The following is a 20,075-nucleotide window of genomic DNA, read 5'->3' on the forward strand; positions in this document are numbered from 1 at the left end:
ATAGAAGGGTAAGTATTCCACTTTCAGATGGGAGGATTTGAATGAAAAAAATGTTGTTTGTCCTGCTTCTGCTGACGCTTGCGGTCCCTACCTCGATTAGCGCACTGGGCCAGGATGAAGGAGCATTGCTGGATCGTGTATTGGATGTATACCCAGATGTGACAAAGGAACAGCTCTTGACCGAAATTGACAGCGCTTCCCGTGTTACGAAGCAGCCGCGCGAGGCCATCCTTAATCAGATGTACACAGAGCTCCGCACCAAAATGGTAGAGCCGCAAATGAGCATCGCCTCCTCCGGAGATAAAGGAAACGGTGCCTATCAGCTCGCTTCCTCCAGCAAAGGCGACGTCTTCTTTGAAACCGCTTCGACGATTGGCATTCCTCATGGCCATGTCGGCATCTACTACACAACCGACTTTATTGTCGAATCCGTTCCAAGCACTGGAGTGCGCAAAGTGAAACTTATTGATAAACGTGTTGACTCCGGTTCTAAGATTTTGACCCTCAAGAAAGAATACGCCAGCTCAGCAGCACGATCAGCAGCTGCGGATTGGGCAAACACCCGCATCGGCGAAAAATACTCCTACAATTTTGCTACGAATCGTCTCACCTCATGCTCCGGCGACAAAAACTGCTCCAAGCTCGTATGGTGTTCCTTCAAGGAAAAAGCCAACATTGACATCGATCAAGATGGCGGTCTCGGCGTCTATCCTATCGATATTCGCGACTCATCCATGTTCATCACGTTAAAAAGCTATTAATCCTAGGCGACAAAGATGAGAACCATTCACACCCCTATTCGTGCTATGATTCGCATGTCAGTCTATGCCGTCTCTCTCCTTATCATTATTTTTCTTCTCGTCTCTTGTACGCAATCATCTCCACAACAAGGCAGCATCACGACTATACAACAGAGTTCCCCTCCCGTCGCATTCGTTTACTACTCTACATCCTTGTCCAAAGAATACATTGGCAGTGGAACCTCTAATTTGTTGTATATCGATAAGCATGGTACGGTACAACCTGTGAAAGGAGATGGACTGGAGTGGAATGCTCCCGTCCATCTCCAGAACACAAATGACATCGTAATCCAAAGAAGAGAGCAGATTCAAATTCAGCATGACAAGGGTGCGATAGACTCGACCCCCTCACCATGCAAGGTCAATGCAGGTTACAGGCAGATGTCAGGATATTTGTCTGCAAGCAAGCTGTATTATGCGCTGTTCAATAAAGGGATCGATGCAAATGACAATTACTTGTCCACCATCCGCTGGGGAGATGCACAGCAGCATCATTGTGAAGATATCCAAGAATTCATAGAGGCGCAGGGCAGCGATGAGCACAATATTTATGCCCTAACCTCCGATCACGCCACCCTTCAAGGCATAAACCTGGTCGTTATGAAGCCGGAAGGCGGCAAGCTGTCTGCAATCAAATTTTCGCTGCTGGACATCTATACCGGTTCACTTATCGTACAGTCAAAAATCATTTCCTTGCAGAATAAGCTGTATGTCGTATTTACGACCAAAGATGATCAAAATATGATTCATCTTCAGTTGCTTGAAATCGACAAAACCAAGCATACTGCCCACACTTATACGCTGCATCGGTATGGCGAAGAACCGGACAATGCTTACTTCTCCCACAGCGCCAACAGTATTGGCATTATTGATCAAACTCTCTATTATATTGACGGATATGGTACAGTTTTTCCATTTTCACTGCGCACGAAGTCTGCCTCTGAGGCACATTCCCTTTCCAAGTACCAGCGAACATCTAATCTGAATGATGAAATGGGATATGTCCAAGGAGCAAACTATTACCTATTTCGTTATGATTCAGTTAGCAAGGTTCATGAAATCGAAAAGTATCAATTATCAGATGGGGCTCTGTTAAAGGAGCTGCCTATTTCCAACCTCCCTCCAAAACTCTCCTCTGGGGTCTATTTATATGACTTTCAAATGCTGACTGATCTATAAAGCAGTTTCATCCCCTTCCATTCCGGCTGCCTATTCTTTTCCACAAGACTAGGCAGCCATTTCATTTGGGAGGCTCCACTCTACTGTTACCGTAATTTACCTATAGAAAATCACTTTCAATTTTATGTTTAATAGATTTGCGGACTTTATCATTATATTTTTTCCAGTTCACTGGGAGGGAGGCGCATGGTCGAAAAATTTTTATACTTAATAATGAATCTCTTATTCTATAACATCAGGAGTGGACTGCCATGGCAACTCATAAAAGGTGGACATCGCGCATTGGAAACATGTCACTGCAGGTGAAGCTTCCACTGTATATCAGCATGTTAGCAGCATGTATGCTGATTGGAACAAGCTCGATGCTATACTGGTTCGGTTCTGACATGCTGTTAACGGAAAGCAAAAACAGCATGTCTATGAATGCCGACCGTATTAGCGAAGGCTTATGGTCTTCTGTAAAGCTAGAACGTCAATCCGTTTATTTGGCCTCGATACATAATACCTATCGCTCATTGCTGCTACTTCGGGCCGAGCAGTCGATGTCGGATGAACGCTTTTTCTCCGATGCCAACCCACTGTTCGATAAAGCCAATAAGCTGCTGGCACAGAGTGTCAAAGCCAGCCTTGGCAATGAAGCTTACCAGCTTATTGATAGGAATGGCACCGTCATCGCAAGCTCGAATCCGGAAGCAGTTGGACAAAGCCGTTCAGATCGTCAGTATTTCAAAACGGCAATGAAAGGACAACCCTTCATCAGTGATTCGCTATTATCCAAAAGCACCGGTAATCAAGTAGTCGTATTTGCAGAGCCTGTATTTGCGGACGATGCCAAGGTTGCCGGAGTATTTATTACAACGGTAAATACCTCTTTCTTTGTAGAACAGCTAAAGCATACTGCCGGCAACGAGCACGGCACCGTGATCATCCTCGATCGGGTCGGACATACGGTGTTCAACTCACAGGATAAAGCATCGGTTGGTCAGAGCTTTCAATCCGACAAGCTGAATCCGATTCTCCAGGCTACAGGAAACGCAGACATTATTCGCGGCGAGCTGGACGATGCAGAGCATTATATTCGCTATTCTAAAATTCCAGGAGCAGATTGGACCGTTATCGCTAAAGAAAGTTATGTCAACATCAAGCGCCCACTTGATCGGCTATTTTCCAAGATCTCGCTCATCACGCTCGGTGCTCTGCTCTTGTCCTTAACAATGGGACTGCTCATTTCCCGCTCCATTACACGTCCAGTCGGCAGATTAACCGCCTTATTCAAACGATTGGCGTCTGGAGATCTCACTGTCGCTGCAACAGGGAACTACAAAAGTGAGTTCAAAGACTTGGCGGACAGCTTCAACGTCATGGTTGAACAAAATAAGAGCTTGATTTCCCAAATGAATCGTTCAATCGAGCACTTGAACACAAGTACTAACGAATTGGATGCCGCCTCTAAGCAAACGACGATATCCATTCAAGAAACATCGATTACGACTATGGAAATCGCCAAAGCAATGGAATCCCAAGCGCTCGATACCGAGCATATCGTGAATAAGTTCGGCGATCTCGGGAATAAGATAGCAGTTGTCAATCAATTGTCATCCGCTGTGAAGGATCGGACGGATTCCATTATTGAAGTCTTCCATAGTGGAAATGAAGTCGTGAATCAGTTGATCCATACTCATAGTGACAGTGAACAGGAAGTTGCTTCAATCGCAGCCATCACGGCCAAGCTGGAGGAAAGCTCCTTGCGGATTGCCTCCATTACGGAAACCATTGGCAAGATTGCAAAGCAAACGAACTTGCTCGCCCTTAACGCATCAATAGAAGCTGCACGAGCTGGGGAGCATGGCAAAGGATTCGCCGTTGTCGCTTCCGAAGTAAGACAATTGGCTGAGCTATGTGCGAAGCAGTCTAGCGAGATCGAGGAAATCATCACAGATAACCTTAGCTTGGCGCAGGAGGCAAATGGATCAGTAAGAAGCCTTCAAGATGTGTCTGCCAAGCAAAATCAATATGTTGATGATACGAAGCTGGCGTTTGAAGCCATTTTGAACAATGTTGTTGACATTACAGAGCAAATCAAGGGCATGGCCTACGAAATGGACAACATGAAGCGAGGCAAAGAGGACGTGATGGAGCTGGCTCAGAACTTGTCCGCTTCTGGTGAAGAAGTGTCTGCTTCTGTTGAGCAGGTAACCGCCACGATTCAAGTACAATCGGCTATGGTTCAACAGCTCGCCTCCATGATTGAAGAGATCGACGCATTGACCAAGCAGCTAAGAGAGGCTTCCTCGAAATTCAAAACCGAATAGAAAGAAAAGGTCGAGTTCAAGAGGGGAATACCCCCCCTTCACTCGACCTTTTTAAGTTTAGAGAACATCTCACAGATCGTAAAAAACTACTTATGAGACAGCCCCTTTCTTTTCATTTCTTCATGATACGAATGTTCCACGTGCCCACTTACCGTAATTTACCTATATAAAAACACTTAAATATTTCCGTTGAATAGATTTGTAGACTTCTAATCATATATTTCCAAATAGTTGGGAAGGAGGTATATACATAGATGGAAAATCGGATTTACATAGGAGTCATAGGAACATATCTTGTACATCAGGGGTGAGATAAGGATGGTAACACGTAAGAAGTGGGGCAGTCGCATCGGGAATATGTCACTGCAAGTAAAGCTTCCGTTGTTAATCAGCACCTTGGCGGTATGCATGTTGATCGGAACGAGTTCCATACTGTACTGGTACGGATCTGACATGCTTTTGGAAGAAAGCAAGAACAACATGATTTTGAATGCCAACCGCATCGGTGAAGGTTTATGGTCGTCCGTGCAATTGGAGGAGCAGTCCATTTACTTGGCGTCTATTAATCAGACGTACCTCTCCTTGCTGCAGCTTCGGGCGGAGCATTCATTAAAGGACGCCGATTTTTTCTCTGAACGCAATCCGCTTTTCACGAAGGCGAATAAGTTGATGGCTGAAAGTCTCAAAATGAGCTCGGGCAGTCTCATCGATAAGAACGGCATCATCATCGCGAGTTCCAACCGAGACAACATTGGAAGCAGCCGCACGGATCGAGCTTATTTCCAAGCGGCAATGAAAGGTCAATCGTTCATCAGCGAGTCGATTGTATCCAAAAGTACCGGCAGTCAGGTAGTTGTGTTCGCACAACCTATTCTGGGGGACAGCGCGAATGTTGAAGGTGTGTTTATTATGACCGTCAACACCTCGTTTTTTGTAGATCAACTGAAGCATGTGGATGGCAGCGGGCAAGGAAGCACCTTGATCTTGGATCGCGAAGGCCGAACCGTCTTCCACTCAAACAACAACTCGGCAATCGGCCAGATGGTAGAATCCGACAAGTTTAATGCAGTCGTTCAGACTCCGGTTAAGGGGCAAATATCCCGAGGAGGTATTGAGGATCCGGAATACTTTATCCGCTATTCAAAAATTCCGAAAGCAGATTGGACAGTTGTGGTACAAGACAGCTATGAGAACATTCAGAAACCTCTTGATGATCTATTCGCTAAAATATCGATCATTACGCTTGTTGCCCTATTAATATCTTTAACGGTAGGTATCTTCATCTCGCGCACGATTACGCAGCCAATCGCAAGACTAACCGGCTTGTTCAAAACATTGGCGTCCGGCGATCTTACCGTTGCCGCAACGGGCAACTACAAGAGCGAATTCAAGGTGCTAGCGGATAGCTTCACCGTCATGGTCGAACAAAATAAGAGCTTGATTTCCCAAATGAATCACTCCATCGAGCACTTGAACACAAGCACAAATGAATTGGACACCGCCTCCAAGCAAACGACGATATCCATTCAGGAAACATCGATTACGACCATGGAAATCGCCAAAGCGATAGAGTCCCAAGCGCTCGATACCGAGCAAATCGTAAATAAGTTCGGCGATCTCGGGGATAAGATAGCAGTTGTCAATCAATTGTCATCCGCTGTGAAGGAGCGGACGGATTCCATTATTGAAGTCTTCCATAGTGGAAATGAAGTCGTGAATCAGTTGATCCATACTCATAGTGACAGTGAACAGGAAGTTGCTTCAATCGCAGCCATCACGGCCAAGCTGGAGGAAAGCTCCTTGCGGATTGCCTCCATTACGGAAACCATTGGCAAGATTGCAAAGCAAACGAACTTGCTCGCCCTTAACGCATCAATAGAAGCTGCACGAGCTGGGGAGCATGGCAAAGGATTCGCCGTTGTCGCTTCCGAAGTAAGACAATTGGCTGAGCTATGTGCGAAGCAGTCTAGCGAGATCGAGGAAATCATCACAGATAACCTTAGCTTAGCGCAGGAGGCAAATGGATCAGTAAGAAGCCTTCAAGATGTGTCTGCCAAGCAAAATCAATATGTTGATGATACGAAGCTGGCGTTTGAAGCCATTTTGAACAATGTTGTTGACATTACAGAGCAAATCAAGGGCATGGCCTACGAAATGGACAACATGAAGCGAGGCAAAGAGGACGTGATGGAGCTGGCTCAGAACTTGTCCGCTTCTGGCGAAGAAGTGTCTGCTTCTGTTGAGCAGGTAACCTCCACGATTCAAGTACAATCAGCTATGGTTCAACAGTTGGCCTCCATGATTGAAGAGATCGATGCATTAACCAAGCAGCTAAGAGAGGCTTCCTCGAAATTCAAAACCGAGTAGAAAGTAAAATAGACCGTTTCCCTACCAGAAACGGTCTATTCCTATCATTGTTCAATATCTGACACGAGATGGTGACAGAAGCGTGCGCTCACTATGAGCCTAACATTTCTTTTATCCATAATTCGGTTCCGCCAATGATTCATTTTTGCTCAAATTCGCTATCCCGCTATGCAAATTGGCATTTGTACTTTTTACCCATTTTATAGAAAAACCTTCATAAACGCTAACGGAACTCCGATAAACAACATATTAGCTCCCCAAACTTCGAATTTCTTGGATAAAATGTCCTCAATACGACAATCCCATGAATCATGTCAATGGAACACATTCAGCAATTTTTCAGGTTCAAAAATATATGATGTGGTATATTTTCCATTATAGGAGCCAAAAGGAGCCAAAACATTTTTCAAGGTAGAGAGGGTGAATGGCTATCGCCCAGTCCAATTCTGATGACCAGAAAAAAAAGCATTTGAAGGACAAAATCGAGCAAATTCGGAAGCAACTGCTTGAAGCAGCAATTGAGAGAAAAAGTCTTACCGACGAGAAGGTAATTCTCATAAGCCAAGAGCTGGATCATCATCTACTAAAGTTCCAGCGGGAAAAGAGGAAATGAACGATTTTAAGTAGAACCTATATAAAATAGTTGGGTGTACGATACTCACGATTACGCGAGGCATGTCTTGCACATACAAAAAGCAGACCACGGATTGCTTGGTCTGCTCCTTGTCAGAGATAATTCGAATCGGAGGTCTCTATGATGGACAAAGAAAGCAATGAAGTTGCCGTGATTCACGAAGCTCCACAGCCTGAAGAGTATTGTCAATTAAGAATGCGTGCCGGTTTAAGTCCCAAGTCGCTTGACGGTGCTCGTACAGGATTGCACAATTCCATCTTTGCGGTATCGCTGCGACAAGAAGGCGAATTGATCGGCATGGGAAGAATTATCGGTGACGGCGGCTGCTTCTACCAAGTCGTCGACATTGCTGTCGAGCCTGCGTACCAAGGACGGGGCTTAGGCAAGGTTATCATGAATGAAATTACATCCTACTTGGATCAGCATGCCGCCAAAGGCGCCTATGTCAGTCTGCTGGCAGACGTACCCGCAGATCAGTTGTACAAGCAGTATGGATTCGACTATACGGCTCCGCACTCTCTTGGCATGTACAGACGCATACCATTAGAATAAGTGCATGCTGCTCCAAATGGCCGCTATTGCTTATTCATGCCGTTCAAAAACATCTTCGTATAGATCGAAGCAACCTCGACATCGGATATAGCGCCATCCGGATTGAACCAGGTATAGCACCAATTGCAGGCACCAAGGATGCCGAATGTCATCATATCGGCCGGGATATCATTGCGAAATTCTCCGTTCTCCATTCCCTGCTCGATAACGGACTGAAAATTGAACCGGAACTGATCCCGCTTCCCCTTGATTACATCCAGATCATCGCCCGATATATGAATAAGTTCACGAAAAAATATCCGTGCGCTGGCGCCCTTTTCCGCGATTTCCCGAATCATCATGTTGATGATGCCAGCCAGCTTTTCCTGACAGGATTTATCCGGTTGATCAAAAATGGTTCGCTGTTCCGCTAGAAGATAGTCAATATATTGCAGATGAATATGCGTCAATAGCTGCTCTTTGCTCGTAAAATAATAATAGAAGGTGCCCTTTGTCGCGCCGAGCGTATCGACAATATCTTGAATCGAGGTTTCGCTGAACCCTTTCGATTCGAACAGCGCAATACTGTGCCTGATGATTTTATCCTTCATGGACTGCTCCAAGCGTGATTCTCCCCTCATGTCGAATAATATGTTTCTATGTTAGCTTGAACAATAGAGACATGTAAAGGGAACAAATGGATATTCAAATTTCAAATCGTCGATACTGTACTTTCTATCTGGAGCTCGATTTTTCCCCAGCTTTCTTCCATGCCTCCTCCTGTAATTTGCGCCACAAAATTTTGCCGCTGCCGGTAACCGGAAGCGAAGCAACAAATTCGACAACGCGCGGATATTTATAAGCTGCCATATGCTCCTGCGCCCAGCGTATAATATCGCCTTCCGACACCTTGCCGCGATCCCCTTCACGCAGGACGATGTAAGCCTTGATTTCCTCTCCCTTGCGCTCGTCCGGAATACCGATGACGCATACCTCTTGAATCGCCGGATGCCGATATAGAATTGATTCCACTTCCGTCGGCCATACCTTGAATCCCGAGGCGTTAATCATGCGTTTCATTCGATCTACGATGAAGAAGTACCCATCCTCGTCGTAACGCCCAATGTCCCCCGTGCGGAAGAACGATTTGCCTTCCACCTTTACAAAAGCGTCCCGCGTAGCTTCTGAATCGTTCCAGTAGCCTTTAAATAACTGCGGTCCGTCTATAATAATTTCTCCTTCTTCCCCCGGTCCTTTTACTTCGAGTGTCATAGGGTCAATGACTCGGGAATCTACGCCGAAGGCTGGAATGCCAAGACATTGCAGCTTCGGACGATCAAGCGGATTGCAGTGCGTCTGCGCCATCGTTTCGGATAATCCATACCCTTCTACAAATCGCAGGCCCGTAGCTTGATAGAGCTTCTCGCCCACGACCTCCGGCAGCCCGGTTCCACCACCGTTAATCAGCATGAGCGAACGCAAATCGTACTGAGAAAGCTCGGGGTTGGCTAAAAAGTCAATAATCATCGTGCTGATTCCTGTCCAATACGTACATTTGTGGCGTTCCATCAATAGGGCGGCCGTGTTGCGATCCCAACGCGTCATGATGACCATGGCTGCACCGACAAAAATGGGAACGTGCATGCCGTGGATCATTCCGATTACATGGAAGAAGGGTAGTGTCGCCAACCCTTTCGACTCCGGCGTCAATCCTCCCCAGTAAGCTGATGAAATCACGTTTGCTTGTACGGATTTATGAGTGTGCATGCAGCCCTTTGGCTTGCCGGTCGTGCCTGAAGTATAGGGAAGAACCGCCAGATCACTCCCCTCTGTCTTCGGAAAGGAGACCCGATGTACAGCCGCTACTTTCATGGCTTCCGTCCAGGACACAGCTTGAGGGGATATCGATTCAAGACGAGGTGCCCTGACGATGTCAGGCACTTCTTCGCCTACATTGCTGCAATAATCCGAATAGGTAGCAACAATGATGCGCTCGAGGCAACGATCTGATAACAACGGTTCGATACGCGAATACAGCTCTTGGCTGACAAAGCCGACTCTTGCGACGCTGTCTTCAATAAGATAAGCAAGCTCTTCGGTGAGATTCATAGGATTGATGGGTACAACGATAGCGCCGGATCGCATGATTGCGTAATAGGAGATAATATATTGGGGACTGTTCTGCATATATAACAGCACGCGATCGCCTTGCTCTACGCCGAGATGGAGCAAATAGGCGGCCATCAAATTGACCTCTTTCCATAAGGTTCGATAGGAAATAGAGTTGTTATAATAAATGATTGCCGTCTTTTCCGGATAACGGCGGGCAGAAACCTCCAGGTTGTCAGTAAGCGTTGTGTCCGGAACTGAAATGGAAACAGGCATTCGCGCGGGCCAGTGCGCATAATGGGATTGCGTCATCAAAAATCGCCTCCTCATTGCTAACCATTTTGTCATTCAGAACGAATAAAACGACAAGTGCTACAAACCGTTGAATGAAGGCTGTCTCTTCTCGATGAACGCCCGAACACCTTCCTGGTGATCCTCGGTCGTGACCATCATGGCTTGTGTAACCCTTTCCCGTTCCAAAATATCATCCAACGAGGAAGTCAGCGACCGGTCGGCGATTTTCTTAAGCATCCCATACGCCTTAATGGGGCCCTTCGCCAAGCGCGAAGCGTATTCCAGCGCACCGGATTCCAATTGTTCCAAAGGATACAGCTTATTCACGATACCCAAGCGGTGGGCATATTCCGCATCGATCGGCTCGGCGTTGAATAGCAATTCCTTGGCTCGATGTATGCCAATGAGGCGCGGCAAGAAGAACAATCCTCCTCCATCGGAGATGAGACCAACTTGGGCAAAGCTCATCGCAAAATTGGCATCATTGGCTGCAACAATCAAATCGCAAGCTAACGCGAGATTGAAGCCTGCCCCTGCCGCGAATCCATGCACGACCGCGATGACGGGCTTCTCTATTTCTTTAATGGAATGTACCAGTTCATTAAACATCCCAATGTGATCGTAAACATTATTCGGCTTTGCGCCGCTCATTGTCGTCACGTCCCCGCCTGCACTGAAGGCGCGTCCCGCTCCCGACAAGCAAATAACTCGAATGTCTGCGTTTCTCTTCGCCTCCTCCAGCGACTCGATTATCCCCCGAATCATGGAAGGACTGAACGCATTCAGCTTTTCTGGACGATTCAGCTTCAACGACAGAACATGCCCTACTTTTTGTACAAGTAAATGCTCATTGCCCATATCTCAAAGAACCTCCCTAATGTGATGAATCGCAACTCTATCTTGCGCAATAATCGTGATCTAATTTACAGCTCGCCCCGTTCGGCTTGCTGCCAGGCGTGTGCAATCAGCGTCTGCACGGTATCATTAAAACGGCCGAAGCGCTCATCGCTCGTCTGACCCTTTTTCCAACGGTAGTAAATTTGCTGACAGATAACCGCCAGCTTAAAGTAAGCAAAAGTCAAGTAGTAATGGGCCTCCGATACATCTCGACCGCTTTTTGACGCATAAGCCTCTAGGAAATCGGCACGCGACATGAAGCCCGGGCGAACCGTAAGCGGGACATGCCCCAAGCCGTGCAGCAGCTCTGGCGGATCATTCGGTTCGAACCAGTAACTGAGCGCTGCTCCAACATCCGCCATTGGATCGCCCACCGTAGCCATCTCCCAGTCGAACACGCCGACTATCTCTGTAAGATTGTCGCCTGCGAACATGATATTGTTCAGCTTATAATCATAATGGATGACGGTCGGTGTCTGCGAATTCGGCAGGAAATCGGCCAGCCATTTTTTGAGTTTCTCTTCCCCCTGAATCTCATCCGTTTTGGCGCGTTCATAACGTTCTATCCAGCCATGCACTTGCCGACGCATAAAGCCGTCAGGCTGGCTAATCGCCCTTAGATTCGTTTCACGGTAAGGAACTTCATGCAGCCGAGCCAAAGTCGCGACCATCGTTTCGGAAATATCCCTGCCCAGCTGCGGCGTATATTCCACATCCGAAGGAAAGCTTCGATCCAACACGAGTCCGTTCCGACGCTCCATTACGAAGAAAGGACTGCCGATGATTGAGAGATCCCCGCAATATAAATAAGGACGAGGCGCAAGCGAAAAAAACGGATGCAGCCTTGAGAGAATCGTATATTCGCGCTGCATATCGTGTGCTTTAGGAGCGACCGGCCCCAGTGGAGGACGGCGCACTACTGCCTGCCAATCCCCGCTGCGTATCGCGTATGTTAAATTGGAATGCCCCGCCCCGAACTGCTCTACTTCCAATGGGGCTTCCGGAATATCGAGATGATTTCGTAAATGCTCTTCTAGCGCAGCAACGTTCAACTCCTCGCCCTTGCGAACGGGAATCGTATCCTGCGGTAACGCCTCTTGCCTGGATGTCATGGTATGCAGACCTCCTTCATTCTTTCAAGATAGCTTTACTGGATAAGAGGACGAGGCAATGCCATGGATCGTGATTCAGGGACAGTTACATGGCTGTCATGCCCCCATCCACAGTCAGCACCGCACCGGTAATGTAATCGGAAGCTTCGGATGCCAAAAATACGACGCTCCCCTTCAGATCGCGATCAGATCCGTACCGTCCCAACGGGGTAAGGCTTACTATCTGTTCGCCTCCATGTAGAAGAACGTCGCGGGTCATCTTGGTCGGAAAAAATCCCGGCGCGATCGCATTGACATTAATGTTGTGCTGGCCCCATTTGACCGCGAGATCCTTCGTGAATGCAATGACCGCGCCCTTGCTCGCGCTGTAGCCGATAGCATCCAGCCATGCCGGATCCGAACCGCCCAGACCTGCCACGGAAGCGATGTTAATGATTTTTCCGCCGTGCTGCTCAATCATGATCTTCCCTGCCGCCTGTGACATCAAAAACGTACCCGTCGCATTGATGTCCATTACCTTATTCCAAGCTTCAAGCGGCATATCGACAGCTGGCGCGCCCCAGGAGGCCCCGCTATTGTTCACCAAAATATCGAGGCGACCGAACTTTTCCGCTGTCTGTTCCACCACACGCCGCACGTCGTCCGGATTTCTGACGTCACAAGCCATCGCATGGCATAATGAGCCCGTATCCCGATGGATTCGGGCCGCCGTCTCCAGACATGCGTCGACCCTGCGCGAGCAGAGAACGAGATTCGCCCCCGCTTCTGCCAAGCCTTGAGCAATCTGCTCTCCGAGCCCTCGCCCGCCGCCAGTTACAACAGCCGTTTTACCCGTTAAGTCAAATAATTGCTTGACGTTCACCTTCCATCCCCCATTCATGAAAAGGCTAAAGTCTCGTTCCGTACTATCTAATCTTCTCTACCCTTTTTACATCGTAATCGCTTTCATCTCTTCGTATTTGCGAAGTTCCATTTTGGCGATGGCCGCCTTGTGTACTTCATCCGGCCCGTCCGCCAAGCGCAGTGTTCTTGCATTGGCCCAATGCGAGGCAAGCGGGAAGTCTTCGCAGACACCTGCGGCCCCAAGCGCTTGAATGGCCCGGTCAATGACCTGCAGCGCCATATTGGGAGCGACCGCTTTAATCATGGCAATTTCCGCTTTTGCCGCTTTATTTCCGACCGTGTCCATCATGTAAGCCGCCTTTAGCGTCAACAGGCGCGCCTGCTCGATCTCAATACGCGAGGTGGCAATCCAATCCTGCACGACGCCCTGACGGTCTAGCGTCTTGCCGAATGCAGTACGCTGCCGTACGCGCTTGCACAACACTTCGAGTGCCCGCTCTGCTGCCCCTATTAAGCGCATGCAATGATGGATGCGTCCCGGACCGAGCCTTCCCTGTGCAATGGCAAATCCCTTGCCCGGTTCCCACAGTATGGAATCCAGCGGTATTCGTACGCGATCATACTCAATTTCCGCATGTCCATGCGGCGCGTGATCGTAGCCGAACACCGGCAGCATGCGCTTGACCTTTACACCGGGAGCATCCATCGGCACGAGAATCATAGACTGCTGCTCATAGACCGGCGCGTTCGGATTCGTCTTCCCCATCACGATCGCCACCTTGCAGCGCGGATCTCCGGCACCGGAAGACCACCATTTGCGTCCGGTTACGACATATTCGTCGCCTTGCCGTTCAATGGTCGCTTCGATGTTCGTTGCATCCGAGGACGCGACATCCGGTTCCGTCATCGAAAAACATGAACGGATATTTCCTTCAAGCAGAGGAACAAGCCATTTCTCCTTCTGCTCCCGCGTCCCATACCGCACAAGCACCTCCATATTGCCCGTATCCGGCGCCGAGCAATTGAATACCTCTGGGCCAATCAGGGAACGTCCCATAATCTCGCACAGGGGCGCATATTCTAGGTTGCTGAGGCCTGCACCGTATTCGCTGTCCGGCAGGAACAGGTTCCACAGACCAGCCCGCTTAGCCTGCTCCTTCATCTGTTCCATGATCGGAGGGATCTCCCATCTGCTGCCGGCCTGACTAAGATACTCCTCGTACTTTCGTTCTTGCGGATATACCACATCATTCATGAATTCCAGCAACGTTTTCCGCATAGATTCAACCTTCTCGGAATAATCGAAATTCATTGCATATCCTCCCTTCGCTCAACATACTGACCGGTTAGTATGTTGACATCATACTTACTATAAATCTAATTACCAAATTATTCAAGACGATCTTGATGTTGAAACTCTTCTAAAGAGTACGATTCTTCAAGCACCAAATGCATAATTTTTTCAGTTATATTCTATTTCTATCATTTTATGGGAGTTTATGTTAAGACAATCCCTTTTTGACCCGATAATATGTTCATATATTACGCATTTAAGGGGACTTAATTTCATGAAAAAATACTTACTGCCTGTTGTATTATTAATCTTTCTTGTATTATCATTTTCATTTCATGCATTTGCTTCAAGTACTGGGCAAGAGTCCAAAGATGCTGAGAGCGGTTGGAAAAGATACCCTTATAATGAGTTCAACATATCGTACGAGGGACAATGGAAAGTCTGCGAGGTGTCGAGCTGTACTAAAAACGTAAGGTACACAAGCGGCTTGAAGATGAAATTTAATTTTGTCGGAGAACAATTCCGATTCATTTCCTATTATTGGAGCAATGGCTCGAAGGATATTGATGTTTATATTGACGGAGTAAAAACAGGAAATTTCTCGCTAATCGGGAATGATGACAGCACTTGGAGAATCATGTACGAAAGTCCGATTTTGGCGTCAAAAGAACATTCCGTTGAAATCGTGAACAACACGACAGACTACTTATATGTCGTTGCTCTGGATTTGCCTGACGGCAGCACATTACAACCGTTTGATCCGAAAACACCGGAGCCGGAACCCAAACCAGAACCTAAGCCCGAACCTAAACCAGAACCGGAACCCGTACAAGGCGAGAGAGCCATTCTAGTCGTTACCATGACAACGGGGTTGGAAAAAGAGTTTGACTTAAGCATGGGAGAAGTAAACGACTTTATCAACTGGTATGAAAATAAACAAGCCGGTTCAGGTACAACGTCCTACGCCATAAATAAGCATAACAATAACAAGGGGCCGTTCAGCAGCCGCAAAGACTATGTGATTTTCGATAAAATACTAACGTTTGAAGTAAATGAGTATTCGATAAAATAATTGTGAGAGTCGTAGGAAAAACATCCTATGGCTCTTTTTAGTATGCGTATCAAAATTTCCCCGTTATTTTTTTCGTCCATGAAATTTATTCAACACGCATATTCCCAGTGTATACGATACGATTGTCGAAATGACCATAAGGACAAATCCCCCCGTACTCAATCCCTCCAGCCCCTCTCCATATTTTATATATTATACCAACCATATTAAGGAAAATGTGCTTGTACGATCAGCAACTGTTGAAAAAATCTCAACACATGCCGCATTTTCATGTTCACCCATTGCATCTTTTCAACAAAATGGGAAGTGCCTAGGCACTTTTTTCAACAAGGCTCGTAGGAAATTCTCATCTTACCATTAAGAGGGTTGGATGCAGGAGCAAGAACAGACGGCAGCGGGTGCCGGGACGGAATCATCCAGATTTCAATATTTGATCTTAAAATGAAAAAAGGCTTCCTGCGTCATGCCTTGCTATTCTGGGCATTAATGGGGACAGGGCTTCACGAAGCATAAATATGGGGCTGGATTGTGGTTTGCATGCTACAAACTTGATCGTAAAGTTATTCTATGATACATATTGGATATAACATTGGTAGAATTGTATATAGTAAAGATTATGCAAAAGGAATAAACGGCCGGACAATAACTTGATAACTGATTTCCTGCCGTTGTACCGAAGCCAGGTGCAGCGGCTTTGCCGCATATCGCATAGGGTAACGCTATCGTTGCGGAACCGAGAAGAATAGAAGAACCACCTTCTTAAGGTGTAACGCGCTTATGTAGAATTGGAACATTTTGCAGCAGTATCGCGTATGAGGGATGAGGTTGATTTTTTTGTATCTAACAAAGATACAGAGATATCCATTAGTTCAAACGGAGAAGGAGACGTGTCATATGATCACAACATTTCTTTCAACAGAGCAGCATAACGACTACGTAACATTGCATTTCGGAATACAAAATGTTTCTGGAGCAGATCTGGTCATTTCTTACGGCTCGCAACCGTATGACTTCATCGTCACGAATGAAGATGGCAAGGAAGTTTATCGTTGGTCGCTAAATAAGTTATTTACCGCAGAAGTAGTTGAACGGACATTGAAACGAGATGAAAAGATTATCTTTCTGGAGCGATGGAATTTCCAAGATAATGAAGGCAAGCCGTTACCGAAAGGCAGATACAAAGTTGAAGTGATCTTCCTTATTCACCTGCCTGAGCTGAATGAGCCGCAATCCTTTCAGCACCTGTCGATCAGCACCGACATTGAATTGTAATCTATAAATGCCGCCCCCTATGCGGTCCGCTATCTTTATTTTATAGAATGATTATGATCGAGCTTATCCTTCTAGCTTGTACAGTATAACATCATAATCGGCAAATACCTCTTCAAGGATTTCACTTGCAACATTCCAATCTCCATTCGCTAACCCACAGCCGATACCATATGGCAAAGCAACAGATAGATGGTTCTGTACGGCATATTCTCTTAACGTAGTTAGGGAGGTTCGGAGCGCCTCATAGTTCGTGTACACTCTACCCTTTTGTCTGCCATAGTCCAGTTGACCGAACAGATTCGCTATATGTGTGGAACCTTCCTTGACGATATGACACTTGCCAAGCAGCTTATCCGGACTTTGATGTTGATCACAATACTGCTTGTAGCTTGGATACAATGTATTGTATCTTTCCCGCAGCACCTTCGCTATGCCTGAACCCATTACCCCTTGGCAGTTTACCTGATGTCCAATAATAGATTCCTTCGCATTCAATAAGTCACCTATGATTACGTGTACGGCCATTCGGCACCTCTCCTTGTCAATCTGACATCTATCCTTTGTTCATTGAATTATAAAACGCACCATAAGCCCCATAAGGTAAGATGCATGTTGTCTCCTTGAACATAGTTCGATCTTTATCAGGAGATCCCTGCTAAAATAACTATTCCTACTAAATTCATAACTATTTAATTTTGATGTAAAAAAATAACCTGCCATAATGACAGGTTACTGTTGCTTCTCACTCTTATAAACAACATCCTCTAATCGTTTCACTCTGCGAGGAATACTTATTAATTTGCGAATACAATAATAAATACCAAAAAGAACTAATATTACGCCTGCAACTAACAATAATAGCTCCGGCCAATATACCCATCCCATTATTACTTCCACCTCCAGTTGCTGTAAATATCTGTGTCATCATTATATCGAAACTCTTAAATGAAACCAATAAGTATCTTCAATATTTTGGTATTCAAACGCCTGATAGATGGGCTAAAACAAGAATAGTGAGGGAATATTCCGATATGCGCCCAATTGATTCCTAGAATTTGAATGCATTATAGAATATAAAAAAATGGGGTGTCCACTTCTCAGTTCACCGTCACTAATGTAGAAGCTATAACCCTTCGATTTTTTTCCGTATGATAAAAGCTCTCCTTCGATTTTAAAGGACAAGAAAGTGCCTAAAGTCCAGTACACGGTGAATGTTAAAATGTTAGTAGACGTCCTTTCTGCAACTCCGCTATCCTAGCAACCTATTGCATTGTTCCGAGAAAGCTATGCAACCTATCGATTACGGCTTTTGATTCATCCTATCCACGATAAAATAACTATCCTTCTAGGTATTTACTTTATGTTTCTTTTCATGTTAATCTATCCTCAGAAACCTATATTTTACAGTCATCATTCTTATTTGGGAGGTTGTTCACTTGAAAAAAGCATTTCTGACTTTGGCTGCAGCGGCAACCGTATTTGCGGCTGTTCCTGCTGCACAAGCTCACGAGACGACCGTTTCTTCAATCGACAACCAGGATGATTACAGTGTAAAGGCTCTTCTGCTCGATGAAATAGGAGTGATTCCATCGAAAGGAGAGGTTGAGTTCACGTTCGATTACAATCCTAGCCTTGGCAATGAAATTCGGTATTATTTGCGAGACGACGATAAAGCCGGAATGACTCTTAAAATCTACAATGATGAGAATCGTCAAGTCGCTACGGCAAAAACGTCCAAAACCAATAATTATTATGTGAATCAGTCATTTAGGCCACCGTCAAAATATATCGGCAAATATAGAGTGATTATCGTACCTAATGACGGCGGAAGCGGTTATAGATATCAGCTTTCAGCCAGAGCTTTTTAGTTTCAATGAAAAGGTCAAGTCCGAGCTAGCTCTCCGACTCGGCCTTTTCATTTTTTAATAGACGATCCTACAGTTCAATTCAGCCTCGCTCCCCATCACCACCCCTATTTACATTAATTCCAATATATGGTATAAAAGATTTACAGAAAAAACATAGTGTATTTATTTAGAAAGCAAACTTTTTCATCGAGGTGTTTCTATTGAAAAGAAAACTCTTTCCAACACTTCTCGTTTCCATTCCATGTTTGGCTATTCTCCTGATGGGATGTCAAAAAAGCGATGCTCCTCCGTTCTCAAAAGACAAAAAAGCAGAGCTTACGATTGCGTATACGAATGAAAATGCTTTTCTAAAGCGATATGGAAACCTATTTAATCAAGAATACCCAAATATAAGGCTTTCGATCATATCCACGAAACCTCTCGTGACGAAGAAGTTACCTGTAGAAAATTGGGTTCAGCAGAACAAATTCGATATTATCTACTTACCGCCCGAACTAGTAAAGGAAATGGCAGAACGCAACGATTTGCAAGAATTGGACTTATGGATAAAGCGAGATTCCTTCCCGCTGGACGCGTACATTCCACAAGTCATCGAATATGCTCGATCGATTGGAAACGGGAAGCTATATGGATTCCCCCCTACCTTCCATGGACAAGCCATCGCATACAATAAAGACCTTTTCGATGCGTACCATATCGAGTATCCGCACGAAGGAATGACTTGGGAGGACTTGCTCCTCTTGGCCAATAAATTTCCAAAGGAAGATGGAAATGGGATTTCTCTTATCGCGCTTGCTAGCAGTGATCCTTCTCCCTTTGAATTCATGTTGAAGGTCGGCTTCGGACAAAACCTAGCCATAACACAGGGAAATCCCTCCAAAGCGACTGTTGCAAGTGATCCTTGGAAGCAAATTTGGGAGCTTACACTCCCTCTATTGAACAGCGGGCAATTAATCAATAGTTCAGACCTTAATGCATATATGAACGCCTTCCTAGCTGGCAAACAAGCAATGGCCATGGTTACATATGAAGAGTATAAACAGCTTGCCGCTCGTAAAAAATCCTCGTTTCAATGGGCGCTAGCTCCGTTTCCTGTTAGCCCCAATCACAACGATACGCTTCTAATTGACGGATTATATGCAGTATCTGCTCAATCTACAGAGAAAGAAGCAGCTTGGGAGTTGGTAAAGTTTCTCAATTCTCGTACCGTTGCGAAATGGAATTACCGTTCTTTATATGGCTTTTCCACCCTACAAAATGAATTGAGCACGAATCAGGAGGAACGTGAACGACTATCTGTCATGTATGCGCTGCGGCAATCCTATCATCCCATGGAAGAAGTGCCGTCTCAACTTGTAGATAAGGCGAACGCTGCGATTCAGAGCATACTGGATGGCGGGAAGTCACTGGAAGATGCATTGAAACAATTACAGAACGAGGTACAGCAGCTTCCAAAATAATTCCGATATATGCGGATCATTCTGTCTACAT

Annotated in this window: 17 protein-coding genes; 10 read left to right on the forward strand and 7 right to left on the reverse strand. The window is 45.9% G+C overall.

Annotated features, from left to right (window positions below; translation table 11 throughout):
* The first annotated feature begins 41 nt into the window (after positions 1-41).
* From ACQ5BJ_RS06710 to ACQ5BJ_RS06735, 6 genes are all read left to right on the forward strand, one after another.
* Positions 42-761 carry a YiiX/YebB-like N1pC/P60 family cysteine hydrolase gene (locus ACQ5BJ_RS06710; protein WP_289355916.1) on the forward strand — a complete coding sequence of 240 codons (720 nt, stop codon included), beginning with the start codon at positions 42-44 and terminating at the stop codon, positions 759-761.
* Positions 762-776: 15 nt separating this feature from the next.
* Positions 777-1,979 (forward strand): hypothetical protein, encoded by a 1,203-nt coding sequence (locus ACQ5BJ_RS06715; protein ID WP_430109197.1) that lies wholly within the window; start codon positions 777-779, stop codon positions 1,977-1,979.
* 251 nt (positions 1,980-2,230) lie between these two features.
* Positions 2,231-4,291: a methyl-accepting chemotaxis protein gene (locus ACQ5BJ_RS06720; RefSeq protein ID WP_268619918.1), complete on the forward strand. Its 2,061-nt coding sequence runs from the start codon at positions 2,231-2,233 to the stop codon at positions 4,289-4,291.
* Between the two features lie 318 nt (positions 4,292-4,609).
* Positions 4,610-6,658, forward strand: coding sequence for a methyl-accepting chemotaxis protein (locus ACQ5BJ_RS06725; RefSeq protein WP_430109200.1), 2,049 nt, complete (start codon positions 4,610-4,612; stop codon positions 6,656-6,658).
* A 424-nt stretch (positions 6,659-7,082) separates the two neighbouring features.
* Positions 7,083-7,271: an aspartyl-phosphate phosphatase Spo0E family protein gene (locus tag ACQ5BJ_RS06730; RefSeq protein ID WP_197266983.1), complete on the forward strand. Its 189-nt coding sequence runs from the start codon at positions 7,083-7,085 to the stop codon at positions 7,269-7,271.
* A 144-nt stretch (positions 7,272-7,415) separates the two neighbouring features.
* A complete protein-coding gene (locus ACQ5BJ_RS06735; protein ID WP_005546432.1) occupies positions 7,416-7,844 on the forward strand; it encodes a GNAT family N-acetyltransferase in 429 nt (142 codons plus the stop codon).
* 23 nt (positions 7,845-7,867) lie between these two features.
* Here ACQ5BJ_RS06735 and ACQ5BJ_RS06740 read toward each other — a convergent pair whose 3' ends face one another.
* The 6 genes from ACQ5BJ_RS06740 to ACQ5BJ_RS06765 form a co-directional block, all read right to left on the reverse strand.
* Positions 7,868-8,434: a TetR/AcrR family transcriptional regulator gene (locus tag ACQ5BJ_RS06740; RefSeq protein WP_005546430.1), complete on the reverse strand. Its 567-nt coding sequence runs from the start codon at positions 8,432-8,434 to the stop codon at positions 7,868-7,870.
* A 124-nt stretch (positions 8,435-8,558) separates the two neighbouring features.
* On the reverse strand, positions 8,559-10,244 hold the full coding sequence (locus tag ACQ5BJ_RS06745; protein ID WP_430109203.1) for a long-chain fatty acid--CoA ligase: 1,686 nt from the start codon (positions 10,242-10,244) through the stop codon (positions 8,559-8,561).
* 60 nt (positions 10,245-10,304) lie between these two features.
* Positions 10,305-11,084 (reverse strand): enoyl-CoA hydratase/isomerase family protein, encoded by a 780-nt coding sequence (locus ACQ5BJ_RS06750; protein WP_005546426.1) that lies wholly within the window; start codon positions 11,082-11,084, stop codon positions 10,305-10,307.
* A 65-nt stretch (positions 11,085-11,149) separates the two neighbouring features.
* Positions 11,150-12,235, reverse strand: a complete 1,086-nt coding sequence (locus ACQ5BJ_RS06755) for a phosphotransferase family protein (RefSeq protein WP_005546424.1) — start codon at positions 12,233-12,235, stop codon at positions 11,150-11,152.
* An 85-nt stretch (positions 12,236-12,320) separates the two neighbouring features.
* On the reverse strand, positions 12,321-13,097 hold the full coding sequence (locus tag ACQ5BJ_RS06760; protein ID WP_040735814.1) for an SDR family oxidoreductase: 777 nt from the start codon (positions 13,095-13,097) through the stop codon (positions 12,321-12,323).
* Between the two features lie 66 nt (positions 13,098-13,163).
* Positions 13,164-14,390, reverse strand: a complete 1,227-nt coding sequence (locus ACQ5BJ_RS06765; RefSeq protein ID WP_430109207.1) for an acyl-CoA dehydrogenase family protein — start codon at positions 14,388-14,390, stop codon at positions 13,164-13,166.
* Positions 14,391-14,646: 256 nt separating this feature from the next.
* Here ACQ5BJ_RS06765 and ACQ5BJ_RS06770 point away from each other — a divergent pair, with 256 nt between their 5' ends.
* Both ACQ5BJ_RS06770 and ACQ5BJ_RS06775 read left to right on the forward strand, forming a co-directional pair.
* Positions 14,647-15,444, forward strand: a complete 798-nt coding sequence (locus ACQ5BJ_RS06770; RefSeq protein WP_430109209.1) for a bacterial surface protein — start codon at positions 14,647-14,649, stop codon at positions 15,442-15,444.
* Positions 15,445-16,338: 894 nt separating this feature from the next.
* A complete protein-coding gene (locus ACQ5BJ_RS06775) occupies positions 16,339-16,716 on the forward strand; it encodes a BsuPI-related putative proteinase inhibitor (protein ID WP_268600402.1) in 378 nt (125 codons plus the stop codon).
* 63 nt (positions 16,717-16,779) lie between these two features.
* On the opposite strand, the gene ACQ5BJ_RS06780 is transcribed toward ACQ5BJ_RS06775, so the two are convergent.
* Entirely contained in the window at positions 16,780-17,241 is a 462-nt protein-coding gene (locus tag ACQ5BJ_RS06780; RefSeq protein ID WP_268619915.1) for a macro domain-containing protein, read from the reverse strand.
* A gap of 911 nt (positions 17,242-18,152) precedes the next feature.
* Here ACQ5BJ_RS06780 and ACQ5BJ_RS06785 point away from each other — a divergent pair.
* Together ACQ5BJ_RS06785 and ACQ5BJ_RS06790 are read left to right on the forward strand one after the other, a co-directional pair.
* Positions 18,153-18,584, forward strand: coding sequence for a hypothetical protein (locus ACQ5BJ_RS06785; RefSeq protein WP_005546411.1), 432 nt, complete (start codon positions 18,153-18,155; stop codon positions 18,582-18,584).
* A 260-nt stretch (positions 18,585-18,844) separates the two neighbouring features.
* Positions 18,845-20,044: an ABC transporter substrate-binding protein gene (locus tag ACQ5BJ_RS06790; RefSeq protein ID WP_430109457.1), complete on the forward strand. Its 1,200-nt coding sequence runs from the start codon at positions 18,845-18,847 to the stop codon at positions 20,042-20,044.
* Positions 20,045-20,075 lie beyond the last annotated feature (31 nt).

It is taken from the genome of Paenibacillus sp. B1-35 (assembly GCF_050474385.1).
Classification (GTDB): Bacteria; Bacillota; Bacilli; order Paenibacillales; family Paenibacillaceae; genus Paenibacillus_B; species Paenibacillus_B alvei.

Excerpts from the sequence above, each read along its gene's own strand:
- ACQ5BJ_RS06750 (WP_005546426.1), bottom strand. The coding sequence starts at position 11,084 with ATGGGCAATGAGCATTTACTTGTACAAAAAGTAGGGCATGTTCTGTCG.
- ACQ5BJ_RS06755 (WP_005546424.1), bottom strand. The coding sequence starts at position 12,235 with ATGACATCCAGGCAAGAGGCGTTACCGCAGGATACGATTCCCGTTCGC.
- ACQ5BJ_RS06790 (WP_430109457.1), top strand. The coding sequence starts at position 18,845 with ATGGGATGTCAAAAAAGCGATGCTCCTCCGTTCTCAAAAGACAAAAAA.
- ACQ5BJ_RS06775 (WP_268600402.1), top strand. The coding sequence starts at position 16,339 with ATGATCACAACATTTCTTTCAACAGAGCAGCATAACGACTACGTAACA.
- ACQ5BJ_RS06765 (WP_430109207.1), bottom strand. The coding sequence starts at position 14,390 with ATGAATTTCGATTATTCCGAGAAGGTTGAATCTATGCGGAAAACGTTG.
- ACQ5BJ_RS06745 (WP_430109203.1), bottom strand. The coding sequence starts at position 10,244 with ATGACGCAATCCCATTATGCGCACTGGCCCGCGCGAATGCCTGTTTCC.
- ACQ5BJ_RS06715 (WP_430109197.1), top strand. The coding sequence starts at position 777 with ATGAGAACCATTCACACCCCTATTCGTGCTATGATTCGCATGTCAGTC.
- ACQ5BJ_RS06730 (WP_197266983.1), top strand. The coding sequence starts at position 7,083 with ATGGCTATCGCCCAGTCCAATTCTGATGACCAGAAAAAAAAGCATTTG.
- ACQ5BJ_RS06735 (WP_005546432.1), top strand. The coding sequence starts at position 7,416 with ATGGACAAAGAAAGCAATGAAGTTGCCGTGATTCACGAAGCTCCACAG.
- ACQ5BJ_RS06780 (WP_268619915.1), bottom strand. The coding sequence starts at position 17,241 with ATGGCCGTACACGTAATCATAGGTGACTTATTGAATGCGAAGGAATCT.
- ACQ5BJ_RS06710 (WP_289355916.1), top strand. The coding sequence starts at position 42 with ATGAAAAAAATGTTGTTTGTCCTGCTTCTGCTGACGCTTGCGGTCCCT.
- ACQ5BJ_RS06770 (WP_430109209.1), top strand. The coding sequence starts at position 14,647 with ATGAAAAAATACTTACTGCCTGTTGTATTATTAATCTTTCTTGTATTA.
- ACQ5BJ_RS06725 (WP_430109200.1), top strand. The coding sequence starts at position 4,610 with ATGGTAACACGTAAGAAGTGGGGCAGTCGCATCGGGAATATGTCACTG.
- ACQ5BJ_RS06720 (WP_268619918.1), top strand. The coding sequence starts at position 2,231 with ATGGCAACTCATAAAAGGTGGACATCGCGCATTGGAAACATGTCACTG.
- ACQ5BJ_RS06740 (WP_005546430.1), bottom strand. The coding sequence starts at position 8,434 with ATGAAGGATAAAATCATCAGGCACAGTATTGCGCTGTTCGAATCGAAA.